The organism is Rhodopila sp., assembly GCF_965276935.1.
Classification (GTDB): Bacteria; Pseudomonadota; Alphaproteobacteria; order Acetobacterales; family Acetobacteraceae; genus Rhodopila.
Genome location: NZ_CBDIBS010000004.1, coordinates 1,700,531 through 1,716,568 on the forward strand (window position 1 = coordinate 1,700,531; position 16,038 = coordinate 1,716,568).

Here is a 16,038-nt window from a genome sequence, read left to right on the forward strand (position 1 = left end):
GCACGTTCCAGGTTGAACGCCGGCACGGAACCATGATCAGGTTGCCAAACCCTTAACGCGGGCGGGGAGGATGCCTATGATCGCATTGCAGAACCGGTTTGCCGGCAAGGTCGCGGTGGTGACCGGCGCCGCCTCCGGCATCGGCCTAGCCATCACCCGACGACTGCTGGCGGAGGGAGCCAAGGTCGTCGGCGCCGATCTGCGGGCGACCGGCGATCTTGGCCCGGACTTTGTCGCGCCGGATTTTGTGGCGATCGAGGGCGACGTGACCCAGGAAACCTCGGCCGAGACGCTGGTGGCGACCGCCGTCGACCGCTTTGGCGCCGTGCATGCCGCGTTCAACGTCGCCGGCGGCGCCCGCGCCGGCTACATCGTCGATCTGGCCGAGGCGGACTGGGACTTCACCGTCGACCTGTGCCTGAAGGGCGTCTTCCTCGGCATGAAGCACCAGGCCAGGCAGATGATGCGGCAAGGCACCGGCGCCATCGTCAACATTGCCTCACTGAACGCGCACGTGCCGATGCACGCCGGGTCCGCCTATGTCGCCGCCAAGGCCGGCGTCGAGATGCTGTCGCGCAACGGCGCGCTGGAGTTCGCCGAATTCGGCATCCGGGTGAACGCCATCCTGCCGGGACTGGTGCGAACCCCGCTGACCCGCCGGCACTTCGACAACCCTGACGCGCTGGCGGCGTTCGAGGCCCGTATCCCGATGGGCCGGCCGGCGCAGCCCGAGGAAATCGCCGGCCCGGCGCTGTACCTCGCCAGCGACGACGCCGGCTACGTCAACGGCGCCAGCCTGCTGGTCGATGGTGCCTGGGCGGTCAGCGGCTACCCCGACATGCGGCCGTTCCGCGGCCCGATTGGCTGGAACCAGAGGACATCGCCATGACAGACGCGGTATTGGTGCATCGCTCCGACGATGGCGCCGTCGCCACCGTTTCCATCAACAACGCGGCGCGGTTGAACTGCCTCGGGACCGCGCAGATCACTGCGTTCATCGATGCGGTGACGGCGCTGGCGGACGATGCCGGCCTGCGCGTGCTGATCGTCGCGGGGGAAGGCGATCGGGCCTTCATGGGGGGCGCCAACCTGCTGGAACTCGGCGCGCTGAACCCACCGCGGGCACGCGATTTCCTGACCTTGATCCACCGCATGTGCCAGGTGCTGCGCGACCTGCCGGTACCGGTGATCGCGCGGGTCAACGGCTTCTGCCTGGGCGCCGGGCTGGAGGTGATGGCCGCCTGCGACATGCACATCGCCGGCGACAACGCCGTGTTCGGCATGCCGGAGGTGAAGATCGGGCTGCCATCGGTGGTCGAGGCCGCGCTGCTGCCACGCCTGATCGGCTGGGGCCGCACCAAACTGCTGGTCTACACTGGCGACAACATCGACGCGCGCACCGCGCTGGACTGGGGCCTGGTGGAGAAGGTCGTTCCGGCAGCGGAGCTTGATGTGGCGCTGCGGTCATGGGTGTCCTCTATCGTCGAAGCCGGGCCAAAGGCAATCCGCTTGCAAAAGGACCTGATACGCGAGTGGGAGGCGATGCCGGTCAGCGACGCGATCGAGGCCGGTATCCGCTGCATGTATCAGGCGTATCAGTCCGACGAGCCGACGCGGATGGTGAATGAGGCAATTCACCGGTTGAAGGCACGGAAGGCTGGTTGAGGTTCGGCTACTCCGGCGACCGGCCAGCGGCGTGGAACTAGCGCTTCGGAAGCGGCCTCTACGCCCTTCGTTATGGCCGGCGGAGGCCGGCCATCCACGCCTTTAGCGCCTCCAATATCGCAGCTGCGGATGGCCGACCTTCGCCGGCCATGACTGGGTGCGTCAAGACCGCCCTCCCGAGCACTATGTTAGCGACAATGGGCCTTCACCCACCATGGCGATGGAGACGGTCGCACCGACTGATCAACACAGAAGCCGCTCGGGATAATTGCATCATCGCGGATGATGGCCTTGACGCAGAAACCACGGGTCGTGAAGCGACCTCTTGATCTTTCTAATGCAGCGGAACCATCACCGCGACCAACGCCAATAATCAATCCAGCCGTTTCGCGGCAAGCCATTGGGTCATGGCACCATTGACCGCGGCGGGCTGTTCCAGCATCAGCGCATGGCCGCCGTCAATCATTGCCTCGCTCAAGTCGGCACAGTCGGCGCGCATCGGATCGGCAAGTCGGCCATGCGCGGTTTCGCAGGTCGGATCCCATGCCGCATGGAGGAACAGCACCGGCAGGGTCAGCCCGCCGAAGTTCGGCGCCTCGGCGGCATAGGCGAGATTTGCCGCATCATTCATGTACCACGCATTGGCGCCGCTGAAGCCGGTCGCGCTGAACGCCGCGACGAACCTGTCGTAATCGGCCTGCGACAACATCGCCATGTCGCGCGGCATGACAGGCGCTCGGCGAGCCGGTCCGAACCGGCCGCCATTGGCGCGGATGCTGGCGCTTCTTGCGGGCCTGCCGACCGCGTCGGGGGATCCAGCCCGGTAAAGCGCGGCCACGGTCGCCGCGATGTCGGCCTCTAGCTCCTGTGCGGCGTGGGCGAAATTCTCCCGGTAGAACAGGAAGTAGTCCCATTGACCGACCGGATATTCATCGGCCGGGTAAAGCGCACGGTCGATCAGCGGCAAAAGATTGGGCAATGCAAGGCCGCGGGCGAAGTAGGGCACGCAGATGTTGGCGACGGCGCGGCAGCGGTCAGCGTGATGCGAGGCGAGCGCCCAGACCACTGGACTGCCCCAATCGTGCCCGACCCACACCGCCGGCGCGCCGCCGAGGGCATCGTGCAGCTCGATCATGTCGGCAGCCAGCTCGCGGACGGTGTATGCGTTCGTCGCGGTTGGCACCGATGAGCCGCCATAGCCGCGCATGTCCGGCGCGACGCAGCGCCAGCCGGCCGTGGCGAAATGATCGAGCTGCGTACGCCAGACGATGCCGAGTTCGGGCCAGCCGTGAACGAAGATCATCAGCGGGCCGTCAGCTGGGCCCGCCTCGATCCAGGCGGTCCGCTGCCGAACTGTGTCAATGCATCGTTCGGCGAGGGGTGCGTCATTCATGGCATCGCCTTGACCATCGCAATTAGCCGCGAGTCCTCGAGCGCGGCGGTCCGATGGAAAGCCGCTTCCGCCAGGTATCTTGGATGTTCCGTCAGACGCCGGAACGCCGCGAAGCTGGGATATTCCACCAGCGCTATGTCGTCCCATGGCTCATCAGCCGGTGCGACCACGGGGGCGAGCACATGACCGAGCCAAACGAGCCGCGAGCCCTCGCCCATGATCTGGCGTACGAGTGGAGAATAACGCTGCAGGAACGCCTCCCGTCCAGAGCACGGCGCAACATCCGTGCGATCACCGTAATCCGCATGTTCTCGATAGCGCAGCATGTTGAGCATGACGATCGGAACATCTTCGGGGATTACACCGGCCGCGGCCTGGACGGCGCCCGCTGTCATCTTGACCGTTCGCATTGGAGAGATCTCCACAGAATGATAATGGACGAACTGACATTTCACGACAGTCCGTCAGTCAAGCCCTCCATTTGACATCTCCCGTCAAACTGTCAAGTAGCGGGCATGCGACAGCCATCAAAAGCGCCGGTCTCGCGAGAGGAACGCGTGCTTGAAGCGGCGACCGAGGTGTTCCTGCGGTATGGCTTCGCGCGCACCACGATGGGCGACATCGCGGAACGGGTCGGCATCTCCCGGCCAGCGCTCTATTTGGTGTTCGCTGGGAAGGAAGAGGTGTTCGCCGCCGTCATCCAGCGCATGAACGATGATCAGCTCGCCGGCATCCGCGCAGTCCTGCCGAAGCTGCCGACATCCCGGGAGAAGGTTCTGTTTGCCTGTAAAACCTGGGGCGCGCATGGCATGGAGCTCATGGCCGCCCATCCCGACGCCAAGGACCTGTTCAATCTGGCGTTCATCCCGGTCCAGCAGATGTATGCCAAGTTCCAGGCGCTGATCGCCGAGTTGCTCATCGAACCGGCGGCCGCGTCGTCGTTGCACGCCACGCCGGAACAGCTGGCGCGTGTCCTCATCTTCGCCATGCGCGGCTTTCGGGAAACCGCCGTCGATGCAGCCGACGCGCGCCGGCTTATCGCGTTGCAGGTTTCGGTGCTGCTCACGGCACTGGAAAGCCGCGGCTGATGGCGGAACGCGGCCCGGTTCGTCCGTGCGGTTCCTGGCACTCAGGTTCATGGCTGCCTGCTTTCAGGCCCGACCTCGTTTGGCGATGTCCGCTTGCGACAAAGCCGCCAGCCGTGCACGCCGAGCTTGCTGCTGGTCTGAACCGCCGGCGAGGGTCAACGCCGCCAGGCGGTAGTGTCTCAGTTTGAGTTTGGGGTGCGGAGGTTAATCCTATTGTTCCATTCTTCTGACTCTATCATTATAGCTTCGTCCCTTGCTGCCAAAGCTTCTGCAAGGTCGGGGTCCAGGGTATCCGCCGCATAAAGAACGCATGCGGTGATAATAGTCAGATCATCAGCCACTCCCTCGCCAGGAGCGTTGCGAACGACGTAAGCCGCGTCCTCGTAGCACTCGGTTGCAGCCTCGAAGTTGGCGAAGACGGCAAATTCGTTCCGTAACCCTTCAACCTCGCGGACGACCACGAACAGCAATGGAGTATACCGCCTTATCGTCCAAGCTTTGAGCCAAGTGTCCGGCTAAACGCGGCTTTGAGCCGATTCTCCCATCCACCATTCTTGTAATCGAATGCGTACATCGAAATGCGTCGGAGATCATCAGCGGTTAGCTGCAATTGGCCAGATGCTCGATCAATCCTCTTTTGCAAGCTGACCATCAGGCCTTGAAATCCTCCATCCGACGCTGTTGCCGGGTGCTGCTTATCTATTTCCGCCACTTCAGAAGCGGTCAGCGTCACGTCCATAACCAACCTCTTTTTCTCTAGAAGCCATGTACCGCACGCATACCAGCATTGTACCAACCGCTCTGGTACTATGCCATTGATGTTTCCACACTATGATTCTGGTTATGGGGGAGGCGCTTATGAAGTGGGAAGACAGAATCACAAATTATGTGCGAGCGACAAAGTTCCCTCGCAGCCTGTTCGTGGCGGGAGACGGCCGCGTGGTTGGCACGTGGATCATGGGCAACGACTACCGGGTGAAGTCAGAATATTACGGCGGATATCCAGCTGGATATCTTAAGCGCATTCATTCTCTTTTTCCTGACAAGTACCGCGTCTTGCATCTATTTAGCGGAAAAGTTGATCTAGCAACGCTTCCCGGCGACACGGTGGACATCAATCCCGACCTATCGCCAACCTATGTGGATGATGCGCAGAGGCTAGAGCGTGTTCCGCTGGCAATGTATGATCTCGTTCTTGCCGATCCGCCCTATAGTGTGGAAGACGCCGAACGATATCAGACAACGATGGTCAAACGGAACACCGTCTTGGCCGCCTTGCGTGGCCTTTCTCCTGGCGCGCATATTGTCTGGCTGGATCAGGTTTTGCCAATGTATCGTAAAGATACATTTGATGTGGAAGCCGTAATAGGAATGGTGAAGTCCACCAACCATCGGTTTCGCGTTGTGACCATCTTTCGGCGTAGAGCGACAGCCGCTCAAAGGTATGATGCTCCATTGTTGACTGATGCAGCTGAGTAATCCGGTCACCTTTCCTCACGCGTCGCCTGCCGGTCTTCCCATTCCTCGATTACCGTCGCAATATCGCTGATACCCCAAAAGACGCTTAGAAACACCAGCCGCCATAGCCGGAGTACATTTCAGAGACCCGTGGATGCGGACGAAGTTGTAAGCCATGAAGTGCAGCGACACAGAATAGGCGTGGTTCTCGATCTTCTTGCTGGAAGCGTTGGTCAACCGCGTGAACCGGCGCATGTGCATCCGCATGGTCAGGTTGCTGCGCTCGGAATAGCTTGTGCTGACATGCTTGGGGTCAGGACTGCCGGTGATGGCTTCCTTGTCGATGCTTGTGCAAATGCCGGGGCTGTAGCGGCCAGCCGGCTCCGCTACTTCGCCATAGTGCTTCACCAGCATGGCGTAATCAATGTCGCCGCCGAAGGCCTGCTCGCCGGCTTGTAAGTAGGTCTTGTGTCCGTGGCTGGTCAGTTGAACCCGCGTGATCAAGCGGCTGGCAAGGTCAGAGATGAACGCTTTGGCAGTTTCGCCGCTGCGATCTCCGACGAGCCAGGATGGGATCAGCTTCGTGTCCGCGTCGATCGCCGTCCAGGTCCAAACGTCGCCAGCGCCTTCAGGAGCGGCCTTGGCTGTCTCGACGTCGCGTTGCTTGGCGTAGCAGAAAGCCCAACTCTCATCGACCTGGATGCGGCGGCAGGTCAGGTTGCGAAACGCGAGGCTCTGGAACTCGGAGCACGCCTTGCCGGCGTCGATCAGAAGCTTCGTCACCGTGTTGATGCTCACGCCCGTTGTGCGGGTAATGGCACGCAGGCTCATGCCCTCAGTGAGAAGGGCGATGATCTGAATGCGGGTCTCGCGGGGGAGCTTGTTCATACATGCGTTTAGGTGGTGCCCGAAATCTGACGACTCGCGGTAAAGTGCTTCTTAGACAAGAACCTTGTGTCAACCATTTAATGCCGTAATGACAGATTTTTGATTTAACGCGAACCCAAGATCAATGGGACGATGCAGTGCTGTTGGGCAGCATAGTGACTGACGCAAAAAGCGGAAATCTGTCAGTCGGAGATTGGAACGTAGGGGTGAGGAGCCCCCTCTGCCAGAGGTGTTACAAGTCGCGAGGGATAGATCATGCGCAAGATAACAACACGCCCGGAACGGGGGAAAGTGGCTCCTACCAAGCCTTTAGAGACTAGGCGCCCGCTATTTCCTTCACCAAAAATGGAGCCTAACTTAAAAAGCGCAACGTTGTATCCAGCAGAAAGGCAAGTAGGTTTTCGTAGTTATGAGGGAAAGAAAGGCAAAAAGGCAATTCCCACGGACTCCTGATCTCCCAGCTCAATCGTCAAAATATTGGGCAAAGGAGAAGGATCGCTACCTTCGACAGCTTTTAATTAACGATATCGAAGATGAGACAAAAAGAGAGCTGGTGGTCTATTTTTCGCGGCTTGACCAGTATATTTCGGAGACTGACGCCGACGATTTAGCAGAGGTGTTGGAGGGCGTAGAAACCAGTGACATCGATTTGCTGCTTCATACATCAGGCGGTCTCATTGACTCAGTAGAAAAGTTTGTTGGTGTACTGCGACAAATGCACGTCAATTATCGCGTTATTGTCCCTAGCTGGGCTAAAAGCGGGGGCACCTTAATTGCGCTATCTGCGCAGGAGTTATTGCTCGGCGTGAGTTCAGAGCTAGGGCCAATAGACCCACAAATTAACTTGCCGGATTATGGATCGGTATCAGCCGAATTTGTTGCGACTGATGATTCGCAACCAGCAATACTTAGAAGTATAGCAAAAGCTGATATGGCAAGAGCGAAGCATCTTGCGAACCGGTATCTACCTACTGGCCTTCTCAAGGGAAGGGCTGGCGCCATTATCACCACCGCAGTCGAAAAACTATCATCGGCGACAGGATATGGCTCTCACGGAGCGGTTATAGATCATGACGAAGCCCTGAATTTGGAGTTATCGGTTAAATGGATGGAACCCGATTCGACGCTTTGGAGACGGGTGTGGCTTCTTTATTCCCTTTACGATTTCGACACAAAACAAGATAACATCGGAAAGATTACAGAGGGTGCGCTCTATAGCGTCGCTAGGCCTCCGATGGAGAGCTAAAGGTCCTTCCTCTAGATGCGATTGGCGAGGTTCATATATATTTTAGGGTTTTTCCCACCTCCGTTCAGCAGCCTTCCGGGCAATCGAAGCACGTCGCTCTGGCGTCAACGCGTTGGCGCGCGCCTTCCCGCCCTTCAACCCGCCGCTTCGTGCAAACTCTTGCGCTGGCGTGGGGGCCTCGGGTCTATCCTCCGTCACTTCGCCACTGGCAATATCCACGATCTGCTTGGCTAATTGGTTTGGGTCGCGCGGGCGCTTAGGAGTCTTTGGCACGGCCTAAACAGCCCGCAGATGCGCAGAAGCCATCGGCTCCTTCTTCTCGGCTATGACCGCAATGCGCCGATCCTGCGCAATCCACGATTCAGCATCAGCACGGGACGAGAAGCCGCCTGCCGCCTGAATGAAGCTTCCAAGACGAGTTATCCGGATTTTATAAACGTCACCGTCCTGAAGAATCTCGTATGCCGTGTCGGTCATAAGCGGTTCCCTTTGGCTTCGTAAGCCATGCCGCTATGATACCACCGTTGCGCTCATTGGGCGAGAAATGCCCGATAAGACTTTATTCAAGCTGAGACACTACCCGCCACGCCGCCCGCGATCATGCCGGCATGATTATTGCTCTAAACTCGCGCATTCACGCTTCGGATAAAGCGTCTTGGACCGGATCAGCACAGCAGGGCCGCATCATGTTCCACCTCGGATGGTTCGTCGGAAAAGGCTACTCGGTGCACGAATGGAATCAGCCGTGGTCCGGGACCATCGGGTCGGACTGGATGGAACCGGACCTGTACATTGATCTCGCCCGCGCCCTCGAACGCGCCTGTTTCGACTACATGTTGATCGAGGACGGGTCGTTCGTCGCCGATGCGTTCGGTGGCGCGCCGGACTGGTATCTGCGCAACGCCTACGCCGTGCCGAAAAGCGACCCGCTGCCGCTGGTTCCGTTGCTCGGTCACGCAACAAAAAGCCTGGGCATCGTCGCCACCGTCACCACAAGCTTCTATCCGCCGTTCCTCGCCGCCCGTCTGGCGGCAACCCTGGATCACCTGACGCATGGCCGCGTCGGGCTGAACATCGTCACCGCGCACAACGACCGGGCGGCGCAGAACTTCGGCCTGGAGAAGCATTATGAACACGATCTGCGCTACGAGATGGCCGACGAGTGGATGCAGGTCGTCAACCGCCTGTGGGCGTCGTGGGAGCCGGATGCGATCGTCGCCGATGCCGCGACCGGTGTGTTCGCCGATCCCGCCAAGGTTCACCCCATTCATTTCGAGGGCCGCTTCTACAAGTCGCGCGGCCCGCTCAACACCGCGCCCGGGCCGCAGCGCCGCCCGGTGATCGCCCAGGCCGGCGGCTCCCCCGCCGGCATCGCCTTCGCCGCCAAGCATGCCGACACAGTGATCGCCAAGGTCCGCGGCGTCGAAGCGGCGAAACGCTTCCGTCAGCGCATGTCGGAGCAGATGATCGCGCACGGACGCCGGCCGGCTGACCTGAAGGTGCTGTTCGCCACATCGGTGGTCATGGGCGACACCATGCAGGATGCCGACGACCGGCGGGCGCGCATCACGGCGGCACTGGCGGATCAGATCGACACAAGGCTCGCCGGCATGTCGTACCTCAGCATGATCGACTTTTCCAAATTCGATCTGGATGCGCCGCTGCCCAAGCTCACGACGAATGCCTCGCGCGCCTCGTTCGAGGCGTATCTCTCGGGCGACGGCAGCCGCACGCTGCGGGAGATGCTGCTGGACCCCGGCGGCGGCGGTCTGGATTTCGTCGGCACCGCCGACAGCATCGCCGCGGACATGGGAACGGTGATGCAGGAGATCGGCGGCGACGGCATCCTGATCCAGGACCCGCTGACGCGGAAGACGATTGTCGAGATTACCGATGGCGTGGTGCCCGCGTTGAAGCGCCGCGGGCTGACGCGCTCAGCCTATTCCCATGCGCATTTCCGGGACAATCTGCTGGCGTTCTGAATCCTCGCCGTCGCGTCCCGCCTCCGGCGATCGGCAGCGGGAACGGCGGGATCGCATTTAACGGCGCCGTTTCGGCACGTTCAACGACCGATTGCCCGGTGCGGCCAGGGGGTGCGGCCAGGGCTGCCGGCGGGACGGGACGCAGCGGGGCATATCGCGCGGAAGGCGGTGGACCTATCGTGGCTCAGCTATCCAGCTCGGTATCCCAGTAAAGATAATCCCGCCAGCTCTCGTGCAGATAGTTCGGCGGGAAGGCCCGTCCATTATCCTGCAGTTCCCAGGTCGTCGGCTGCCGGGGCGTCGACCGCGGGAACATCCGGATCTCCCGCGGCAGATGCGAGCCTTTCCGCAGGTTGCAGCCGCCGCAGGCGGTCACGACGTTGCCCCATGTCGTCCGGCCGCCGCGGCAGCGGGGAACCACGTGGTCGAACGTCAGGTCGGGCGTCGGGAACCGGCTGCCGCAATATTGGCAGTGAAACGCATCACGCAGGAACACGTTAAACCGCGTGAACGCCGGCTTCCGAGCCGACGGGATATAATCCTTGAGCGCGATGACGCTGGGCAGGCGCATCTTCATGCTGGGCGAGTGGACCTCGGTTTCGTACTCGCTGAGCACGGATACCCGGTCCATGAACACGGCCTTAACCGCGTCCTGCCACGACCACAGGGATAATGGAAAATACGACAGCGGACGAAAATCCGCGTTCAGCACCAGCGCCGGGAAATGCAGTCCGCCGTCAGGCACAAGCCGCTCCCTTTAATCAGCGTGCACCGCCTGAGCGATCCGTCGTCATCGAATCACCCGCGCACGCGCCGCCGAAAATCATACGGTCTATGACAGACGGCCACAGGCGCTGCAACCTGCATCGCGGGCGCGCATCCGGCATTCATTGTTCCGTCATGCGAAACCGCGTTGCAGGGCCAGCGCACCGAACGACAGGCCGGTGTCGTCGATGCCGTGGCCGAGCCGCGCGATGGTGTGCAGGTCGACCGGGATGCCGGCGGCTAGGAGTGAAGTTTCGGCGTCGCGGGAGCGGGCGACCGGGACGACATCGTCCGCCTCGCCATGCACCAGCAGCACGGGCGGGCGGTTGACAAGCTCCGTCGCCAGCGTTTGCGGCGCGATCAATGCGCCCGAGAACGCCAGGATCGCCCGCGGCGCGACACGCCGGCGCAAGCCGGTGAACAGCGAGATCATAGCCCCCTGGCTGAACCCCATCATCGCGTAGGCGCCCGCCGGCAGCCCCAGCCGCGCCAGTTCGGCGTCGATGAACCCGTGCAGATACGGCGCCGCGGCGCGCACGCCGGCCTCGACAACCGCGGGCGAGCGATCGGCGACGCTCCACCACTGCCGGCCGAAGCCAGAGTCGTGCCGGAACGGCGCGTGGACCGATGCGAACAGCGCGTCCGGACAGACGTGCGCCCAGGCCGGGGCGATGTCGATCACGTCGTAGGCATCGGCGCCCAAGCCGTGACACAGCACGACAAGCTGCTTCGGCGTGGCCTTGGAGGCTGGTCCCCAATGGATCGCGTCCAATGTCGGCATCGTGCTGTCTCCCGTTTCCATGCGATTGAAGTAGTCTGCGGCTGGTCGTCATGTTTATCGTCACACGCTTCGCTCCTAGCCCTACCGGGTATCTGCATCTGGGTCACGCCGCCGCCGCGGTGAATGCATGGCGACGCGCGCGAGCGCCTTGTGGCCGGTTCCTGCTGCGCCTGGAGGATATCGACCCCGGCCGCTGCCGCCCCGAATACGCGGCGGCGATAGCCGAAGATCTGGCGTGGTTCGGCCTCGACTGGGATGGCCCGATCAGGGTTCAGTCGGCGCATCTGGGGGATTATCAGGCGGTGCTGGACGATCTGGCGGGACGAGGCCTGCTGTATCCCTGCTTCTGCACCCGTGCCGACATCATGCGCGAGGTCGCCGCCTCCACCGCCGCGCCGCATGCGCCTGACGGCAGCCCGCTGTATCCCGGGATCTGCCGTGGCCTGTCGGTGTCCGAGCGCGCCGACCGCATCGCGGCGGGGCATCGCTTCGCGCTGCGCCTGGACATGCCGGCGGCTTTGCAACGGGTCAGCCATCCACTGATCTATCATGAGGAAGCCGAGGGTTGGATCACCTGCCATCCCGGGCGGTTCGGCGACGTGGTGCTCGCCCGCAAGGATGCGCCCGCCAGCTATCACCTGTGCGTAACGCATGATGACGCGGTGCAGGGTGTCACCCTGGTAACCCGTGGCGCGGACCTGAAGTCCGCCACCGATCCGCAGCGGGTAATTCAGGCACTGATGGGCTGGCCAACTCCGGCTTACGCGCATCACCCGCTGTTGCTGGATCAGGATGGCAGACGGCTGGCCAAGCGCGACAAGGCGGCGACACTGCGCGCCATGCGAGATGCGGGCATCCCGCCGGAGCATATCCTCGCGCGCCTCTAGACGCTGGGGCTCAAGGAGCCGAATGCGTTAGTCCCAGTAGTGCCAGTGACCACGCTCGTCACGCCGACGATGATGGTAGTGGTGATGGTTGTAGTAGTAATCGACATTGGTGACCAAAGCGTGCGACGGCTCCGCCTGTACACCGATCAGAGCCGTGGCCGGCGCGGCCGAGGCGTTCAGCGCCGTCAATGTGAACATGCCAGTCAAGGCGGCAGATGCGAGCAGCAACTTGCGCATAATGAATCTCCTGTCTTACGCGCCGTTACAGTGGCATCCGATTTCGCCGGAACCAAGACCTGATCATGGCATCATCACGTCAAACGAACATTTGCCATCATATTAACTGGAATTTAGCAGCTCGGCCGTATCATTCCGCACATGGTTGACCGCTGTTCCGATCCGCCAGATGCGGAACGCGGCCGCGGACGGACGCAGCAAGGTGCTGACATCCCCCGCGTCCGCACGGACGACATCCCCCGCGTCCGCACGGACGACATCCCCCGCGTCCGCACGGACGACATCCCCCGCGTCCGCACGGACGACATCCCCCGCGTCCGCACGGACGACATCCCCCGCGTCCGCACGGACGACATCCCCCGCGTCCGCACGGACGACATCCCCCGCGTCCGCACGGACGACATCCCCCGCGTCCGCACGGACGACATCCCCCGCGTCCTCGCCCAACCAGGCTGGCCAGGATGCGGGTTCCAGCACGACGGGCATCCGCTCGTGCAGCGGTCGCAGCATGTCGTTCGCTGTCGTGGTAATGATGACGAAGCTGCGGATCAAGGTTCCGTCGACGCCGCGCCAGCCTTCCCACAGGCCGGCGAAAGCCATGGGCTGACCGTCCGCGCGGGCGATGGCGTGGGGGATCTTGCCGTCCTGGGTCGCCTGCCATTCATAGAAGGCGTCGGCCGGGATCAGGCAGCGCCGGCCGGCTGCGAAGGCGTCGCGGAACATCGGCGTGGTCGCCAGGGTCTCCGCCCGCGCGTTGATCGTCATGCGGATCGCCTTCGGGCTCTTCGCCCAATGCGGCACCAGGCCCCAGTGCAGCAGGTCCAGCCGCCGCTCGCCGCTGTCCCGATGCAGCCGGATCACCGGGGCATCACGCGTCGGCGCCATGTTCCAGGTGGGCGCCCAGTTCGGCGTGGCACCCTTGGTTTGAAACAGGGCGACGATCGCCTCGGCTGGGAGAAAGGTGGCATAGCGTCCGCACATCGGAAAAAACCTCCTGTGTTCCGGCAGGACCCCGTTCCAGCAGGGCCCTCGGGCGGAGCCAGCTAGCCCGGCCGGACGCCCTGCTGTAGCATCCGCATCAATTAAGACTTCGGCCGGTGGATGTCGCCGATGAGGTGAAAGAGCGAGTTCATGGAGCATCAGGGTGGCTGTCATTGCGAAAATCTTCGAGTCCATGTGCGGCTGACGAAGCCGCCGGTGGAGAACCTCCTGCGCTCGTGCGCCTGCTCGTTCTGCCGAACGCATGCGACGCGAACGGTGTCGGATCCCGATGGGCAGGTGGTTGTCCAGGCCGTCGACTGGACTCTGGTGGAGCGCTATCGGTTCGGTTCGCGCACCGCGGATTATCTGCTTTGCCGCCGGTGCGGGGTTTACATCGGCGCGGTCTGCGAAACCGCCGCGGGTCCTCGCGCCGTCGTCAACACGCTCTGTCTGCACGATCGTGCGGCATTTACCCAGGAGGCCGTACGGCCCGACTACGACGGGGAAACGACCGACAGGCGGCTGGCGCGGCGCGCGGCGAACTGGATGCCGGCCGTCATGCATGACCTGGGATAAGGGTTGCTTCGCGGAAGGCGGCGTCTACCCCGGTGCGCGCTTAGCGTGATCGCGTGAAGCTGGCCAGCCAAAGAGCGTGAATCGCTCGATCAAACAAGGCATTAGCCCATGATCGGACACTGGCGAAGAGGCAACCTCGAACAATCATGGCCGAATGTTGTGGCGGCCGACCGTGCCTGACGCACAGCGATTATTTGTCCATCGGCAAGGAGGCGGATTCGCATGACTGAAGGCACCGGCAAGACCGTGGTGATCACCGGCGCCGCATCCGGCATCGGCCAAGCCGCCAGCCTGCGGCTGCTTCAGGCCGGCTGGACGGTATTCGGCCTGGACCTGGCGCTCGGCCGGCTAGCCGAGACAGCGAACGGGTTCGGCGCCTGGCAAATGCGTTTCCGGCCGGTCGCCTGCGACGTTGCCGATGCCGCCGCCGTCGCCGGAGCCTTCGCGCAAGTCGGAGCCAGCTTGAACGCTTTGGTCTGCTGCGCCGGCGTGCTGCGCACCGGCCTGCTGGAGAGCATGCCGATCGAGGACTTCGACCTGGTCCTGAACACCAACCTGCGCGGCACCTTCCTGTGCGCCCAGCAGGCGTTGCCGCGGCTGCGCGCGGCGGCGACGCCGGACGATCCGGCCCGGGTTGTGCTGTTATCGTCAATCGCGGCACTGCGGCCGAAGATCGTCAGCGGCGCCTATGCGGCGTCAAAGGCCGCGGTCAGCCAGTTGTGCCGGGTGATGGCGGCGGAGTGGGCGCCGTCGGGCGTGTTGGTGAACGCGCTCGCACCGGGAACCGTGGACACGCCGATGATCCATGCGGTGGCATCGGACACCAAGGGCTACCGGCCATCCGGCGTATCACCGATCGGGCGGATCGCGCGGCCGGACGATGTGGTGGACGTGATGATGTTCCTGCTGTCCGACGCGGCGCGCTACGTCACCGGCACCACCATACCAGTCGACGGGGGCACCCAGGCGGCCTTCGTCCCGCCCGGCTCACGCTGATGCCGCGTTGGCTGCTGGCTTTCGTCGTCATCGCATTACCCGTTTGCGCCCTGCCCGCTCGGGCGCAGGAACCTATCGTCAACATCTACAACTGGACCGACTACATCGATCCCGGCGTGCTGGCCGACTTCACCCGCGAGACCGGCATCAAGACCCGCTACGACGTGTTCGACAGTCTGGAGACCTTGGAAGCAAAGCTGTTCGCCGGCCATTCCGGCTACGACATCGTCGTGCCAAGCAACGAGCCGACGATGTCGCGGCTGATTAGGGCAGGGGCGCTGGCGGTGCTCGACCGCGACCGGCTGCCCAACTGGAAGAACCTGGACCCGACGCTGATGCGGCGCGTGCTGTCCTCCGACCCAGGCAACCAGCATGGCGCGATCTATCTTTGGGGATCGACCGGGCTGGGGATCAATCCGGCGAGGATCAAGGCGCTGGCGCCCGCCGCGCCGATGGATAGCTGGGCGCTTCTGCTGGATCCGGCCTGGGCGAAGCGGATCGCGCCGTGCGGCATCATCATGATGGATTCGGCGATCGACGTGGTGCCATCCGTGCTGCGCTATCTTGGCCGCAGCCCGGACAGCGCCGACGCGGCGGATCTGGCGGCGGTGTCGAAGGCGCTGATGGCAATCCGTCCGTTCATCCGCACCTTCGCCAGCGGCGGCGCGCTGGAAGCCTTGGCGACCGGCGAGGCCTGCCTGGCGATGGATTACTCCGGCGACGTGTCGCAGGCGTCGGCCCGCGCGCGGGAGGCCGGGAACGGCGTGGACGTGCGTTATGTGGCGCCGAAGGAAGGTGCCGAGATCGGCTTCGACATGCTGGCGATCCCAGCCGATGCGCCGCACAAGGACGCCGCGCTGGCGTTCATCAACTTCGTGCTGCGGCCCGACATCATGGCGCGGATCACCGATGCGACGCACTACCCGAACGCCATCCCTGCGACGCGGGCACTGGTGCGTCCGGCGCTGCTGAACGATCCGAACGTGTTTCCGACCGACGCCGAGGTGAAGACGTTCTTTACCATCGGCGCCTCCACGCCCACCGCCGACCGTGCGCGGACCCGCATGTGGTCGCGCTTCAAGGCCGGCACCTGAC

General features: G+C 62.8%; 19 protein-coding genes and 1 pseudogene. 10 read left to right on the top strand and 10 right to left on the bottom strand.

Going from position 1 to position 16,038, the window contains the following annotated elements:
* Window positions 1-76 precede the first annotated feature (76 nt).
* Window positions 77-889 carry an SDR family NAD(P)-dependent oxidoreductase gene (locus ACQY4S_RS24155; protein WP_428487732.1) on the top strand — a complete coding sequence of 271 codons (813 nt, stop codon included), beginning with the start codon at window positions 77-79 and terminating at the stop codon, window positions 887-889.
* Window positions 886-1,665 carry an enoyl-CoA hydratase gene (locus ACQY4S_RS24160; RefSeq protein ID WP_428487733.1) on the top strand — a complete coding sequence of 260 codons (780 nt, stop codon included), beginning with the start codon at window positions 886-888 and terminating at the stop codon, window positions 1,663-1,665. Before ACQY4S_RS24155 ends, ACQY4S_RS24160 begins: the two co-directional genes overlap by 4 nt.
* Window positions 1,666-2,038: 373 nt before the next feature.
* Here the strand turns inward: ACQY4S_RS24160 and ACQY4S_RS24165 are convergent, their stop codons facing one another.
* Window positions 2,039-2,968: an alpha/beta fold hydrolase gene (locus ACQY4S_RS24165; protein ID WP_428487734.1), complete on the bottom strand. Its 930-nt coding sequence runs from the start codon at window positions 2,966-2,968 to the stop codon at window positions 2,039-2,041.
* A gap of 86 nt (window positions 2,969-3,054) precedes the next feature.
* Window positions 3,055-3,453, bottom strand: a complete 399-nt coding sequence (locus ACQY4S_RS24170) for a hypothetical protein (RefSeq protein WP_428487735.1) — start codon at window positions 3,451-3,453, stop codon at window positions 3,055-3,057.
* 120 nt (window positions 3,454-3,573) lie between these two features.
* Between ACQY4S_RS24170 and ACQY4S_RS24175 the strand changes: the two genes are divergently transcribed.
* Window positions 3,574-4,146 (top strand): TetR/AcrR family transcriptional regulator, encoded by a 573-nt coding sequence (locus tag ACQY4S_RS24175; protein ID WP_428487736.1) that lies wholly within the window; start codon window positions 3,574-3,576, stop codon window positions 4,144-4,146.
* A gap of 179 nt (window positions 4,147-4,325) precedes the next feature.
* Here the strand turns inward: ACQY4S_RS24175 and ACQY4S_RS24180 are convergent, their stop codons facing one another.
* Window positions 4,326-4,616 (bottom strand): hypothetical protein, encoded by a 291-nt coding sequence (locus tag ACQY4S_RS24180; RefSeq protein ID WP_428487737.1) that lies wholly within the window; start codon window positions 4,614-4,616, stop codon window positions 4,326-4,328.
* A 14-nt stretch (window positions 4,617-4,630) separates the two neighbouring features.
* The gene (locus tag ACQY4S_RS24185; RefSeq protein ID WP_428487738.1) at window positions 4,631-4,885 is read right to left on the bottom strand and encodes a hypothetical protein; all 255 of its coding nucleotides are present in this window, start codon (window positions 4,883-4,885) and stop codon (window positions 4,631-4,633) included.
* A gap of 119 nt (window positions 4,886-5,004) precedes the next feature.
* On the opposite strand from ACQY4S_RS24185, the gene ACQY4S_RS24190 reads away from it, so the two are divergent.
* The gene (locus ACQY4S_RS24190; protein WP_428487739.1) at window positions 5,005-5,625 is read left to right on the top strand and encodes a hypothetical protein; all 621 of its coding nucleotides are present in this window, start codon (window positions 5,005-5,007) and stop codon (window positions 5,623-5,625) included.
* A 5-nt stretch (window positions 5,626-5,630) separates the two neighbouring features.
* On the opposite strand, the pseudogene ACQY4S_RS24195 reads toward ACQY4S_RS24190, so the two are convergent.
* A pseudogene (locus ACQY4S_RS24195) lies at window positions 5,631-6,492 on the bottom strand (IS1 family transposase).
* A gap of 409 nt (window positions 6,493-6,901) precedes the next feature.
* Between ACQY4S_RS24195 and ACQY4S_RS24200 the strand changes: the two are divergent.
* Window positions 6,902-7,738 carry an SDH family Clp fold serine proteinase gene (locus ACQY4S_RS24200; protein WP_428487740.1) on the top strand — a complete coding sequence of 279 codons (837 nt, stop codon included), beginning with the start codon at window positions 6,902-6,904 and terminating at the stop codon, window positions 7,736-7,738.
* Window positions 7,739-8,014: 276 nt separating this feature from the next.
* Here ACQY4S_RS24200 and ACQY4S_RS24205 read toward each other — a convergent pair whose 3' ends face one another.
* A complete protein-coding gene (locus tag ACQY4S_RS24205; RefSeq protein WP_428487741.1) occupies window positions 8,015-8,215 on the bottom strand; it encodes a hypothetical protein in 201 nt (66 codons plus the stop codon).
* 209 nt (window positions 8,216-8,424) lie between these two features.
* Between ACQY4S_RS24205 and ACQY4S_RS24210 the strand changes: the two genes are divergently transcribed.
* The gene (locus ACQY4S_RS24210; protein ID WP_428487742.1) at window positions 8,425-9,720 is read left to right on the top strand and encodes an NtaA/DmoA family FMN-dependent monooxygenase; all 1,296 of its coding nucleotides are present in this window, start codon (window positions 8,425-8,427) and stop codon (window positions 9,718-9,720) included.
* 184 nt (window positions 9,721-9,904) lie between these two features.
* Here ACQY4S_RS24210 and ACQY4S_RS24215 read toward each other — a convergent pair whose 3' ends face one another.
* Both ACQY4S_RS24215 and ACQY4S_RS24220 read right to left on the bottom strand, forming a co-directional pair.
* Entirely contained in the window at window positions 9,905-10,465 is a 561-nt protein-coding gene (locus ACQY4S_RS24215) for an HNH endonuclease (RefSeq protein ID WP_428487743.1), read from the bottom strand.
* Window positions 10,466-10,618: 153 nt separating this feature from the next.
* On the bottom strand, window positions 10,619-11,266 hold the full coding sequence (locus ACQY4S_RS24220; RefSeq protein WP_428487744.1) for an alpha/beta hydrolase: 648 nt from the start codon (window positions 11,264-11,266) through the stop codon (window positions 10,619-10,621).
* A gap of 50 nt (window positions 11,267-11,316) precedes the next feature.
* Between ACQY4S_RS24220 and gluQRS the strand changes: the two genes are divergently transcribed.
* Window positions 11,317-12,153 (top strand): tRNA glutamyl-Q(34) synthetase GluQRS, encoded by an 837-nt coding sequence (gluQRS, locus tag ACQY4S_RS24225; RefSeq protein WP_428487745.1) that lies wholly within the window; start codon window positions 11,317-11,319, stop codon window positions 12,151-12,153.
* Between the two features lie 27 nt (window positions 12,154-12,180).
* On the opposite strand, the gene ACQY4S_RS24230 is transcribed toward gluQRS, so the two are convergent.
* On the bottom strand, window positions 12,181-12,390 hold the full coding sequence (locus ACQY4S_RS24230; protein WP_428487746.1) for a hypothetical protein: 210 nt from the start codon (window positions 12,388-12,390) through the stop codon (window positions 12,181-12,183).
* Window positions 12,391-12,492: 102 nt separating this feature from the next.
* The gene (locus ACQY4S_RS24235; protein ID WP_428487747.1) at window positions 12,493-13,371 is read right to left on the bottom strand and encodes an SOS response-associated peptidase; all 879 of its coding nucleotides are present in this window, start codon (window positions 13,369-13,371) and stop codon (window positions 12,493-12,495) included.
* Window positions 13,372-13,647: 276 nt separating this feature from the next.
* On the opposite strand from ACQY4S_RS24235, the gene ACQY4S_RS24240 reads away from it, so the two are divergent.
* The 3 genes from ACQY4S_RS24240 (at window position 13,648) to ACQY4S_RS24250 (ending at window position 16,037) form a co-directional block, all read left to right on the top strand.
* Window positions 13,648-13,947: a hypothetical protein gene (locus ACQY4S_RS24240; RefSeq protein ID WP_428487748.1), complete on the top strand. Its 300-nt coding sequence runs from the start codon at window positions 13,648-13,650 to the stop codon at window positions 13,945-13,947.
* Between the two features lie 222 nt (window positions 13,948-14,169).
* Window positions 14,170-14,943: an SDR family NAD(P)-dependent oxidoreductase gene (locus ACQY4S_RS24245; RefSeq protein ID WP_428487749.1), complete on the top strand. Its 774-nt coding sequence runs from the start codon at window positions 14,170-14,172 to the stop codon at window positions 14,941-14,943.
* A complete protein-coding gene (locus ACQY4S_RS24250) occupies window positions 14,943-16,037 on the top strand; it encodes an extracellular solute-binding protein (RefSeq protein WP_428487750.1) in 1,095 nt (364 codons plus the stop codon). The genes ACQY4S_RS24245 and ACQY4S_RS24250 overlap by 1 nt, the downstream gene beginning before the upstream one ends.
* The last annotated feature ends 1 nt before the right edge of the window (window position 16,038 follow it).

What these genes read in the sequence shown, in the direction of transcription:
- ACQY4S_RS24230 (WP_428487746.1), bottom strand. Translation starts at nt 12,390, where the DNA reads ATGCGCAAGTTGCTGCTCGCATCTGCCGCCTTGACTGGCATGTTCACA.
- ACQY4S_RS24155 (WP_428487732.1), top strand. Translation starts at nt 77, where the DNA reads ATGATCGCATTGCAGAACCGGTTTGCCGGCAAGGTCGCGGTGGTGACC.
- ACQY4S_RS24220 (WP_428487744.1), bottom strand. Translation starts at nt 11,266, where the DNA reads ATGCCGACATTGGACGCGATCCATTGGGGACCAGCCTCCAAGGCCACG.
- ACQY4S_RS24235 (WP_428487747.1), bottom strand. Translation starts at nt 13,371, where the DNA reads ATGTGCGGACGCTATGCCACCTTTCTCCCAGCCGAGGCGATCGTCGCC.
- ACQY4S_RS24160 (WP_428487733.1), top strand. Translation starts at nt 886, where the DNA reads ATGACAGACGCGGTATTGGTGCATCGCTCCGACGATGGCGCCGTCGCC.
- ACQY4S_RS24190 (WP_428487739.1), top strand. Translation starts at nt 5,005, where the DNA reads ATGAAGTGGGAAGACAGAATCACAAATTATGTGCGAGCGACAAAGTTC.
- ACQY4S_RS24175 (WP_428487736.1), top strand. Translation starts at nt 3,574, where the DNA reads ATGCGACAGCCATCAAAAGCGCCGGTCTCGCGAGAGGAACGCGTGCTT.
- ACQY4S_RS24170 (WP_428487735.1), bottom strand. Translation starts at nt 3,453, where the DNA reads ATGACAGCGGGCGCCGTCCAGGCCGCGGCCGGTGTAATCCCCGAAGAT.
- gluQRS (WP_428487745.1), top strand. Translation starts at nt 11,317, where the DNA reads ATGTTTATCGTCACACGCTTCGCTCCTAGCCCTACCGGGTATCTGCAT.
- ACQY4S_RS24200 (WP_428487740.1), top strand. Translation starts at nt 6,902, where the DNA reads ATGAGGGAAAGAAAGGCAAAAAGGCAATTCCCACGGACTCCTGATCTC.
- ACQY4S_RS24185 (WP_428487738.1), bottom strand. Translation starts at nt 4,885, where the DNA reads ATGGACGTGACGCTGACCGCTTCTGAAGTGGCGGAAATAGATAAGCAG.
- ACQY4S_RS24210 (WP_428487742.1), top strand. Translation starts at nt 8,425, where the DNA reads ATGTTCCACCTCGGATGGTTCGTCGGAAAAGGCTACTCGGTGCACGAA.
- ACQY4S_RS24250 (WP_428487750.1), top strand. Translation starts at nt 14,943, where the DNA reads ATGCCGCGTTGGCTGCTGGCTTTCGTCGTCATCGCATTACCCGTTTGC.
- ACQY4S_RS24205 (WP_428487741.1), bottom strand. Translation starts at nt 8,215, where the DNA reads ATGACCGACACGGCATACGAGATTCTTCAGGACGGTGACGTTTATAAA.
- ACQY4S_RS24165 (WP_428487734.1), bottom strand. Translation starts at nt 2,968, where the DNA reads ATGATCTTCGTTCACGGCTGGCCCGAACTCGGCATCGTCTGGCGTACG.
- ACQY4S_RS24245 (WP_428487749.1), top strand. Translation starts at nt 14,170, where the DNA reads ATGACTGAAGGCACCGGCAAGACCGTGGTGATCACCGGCGCCGCATCC.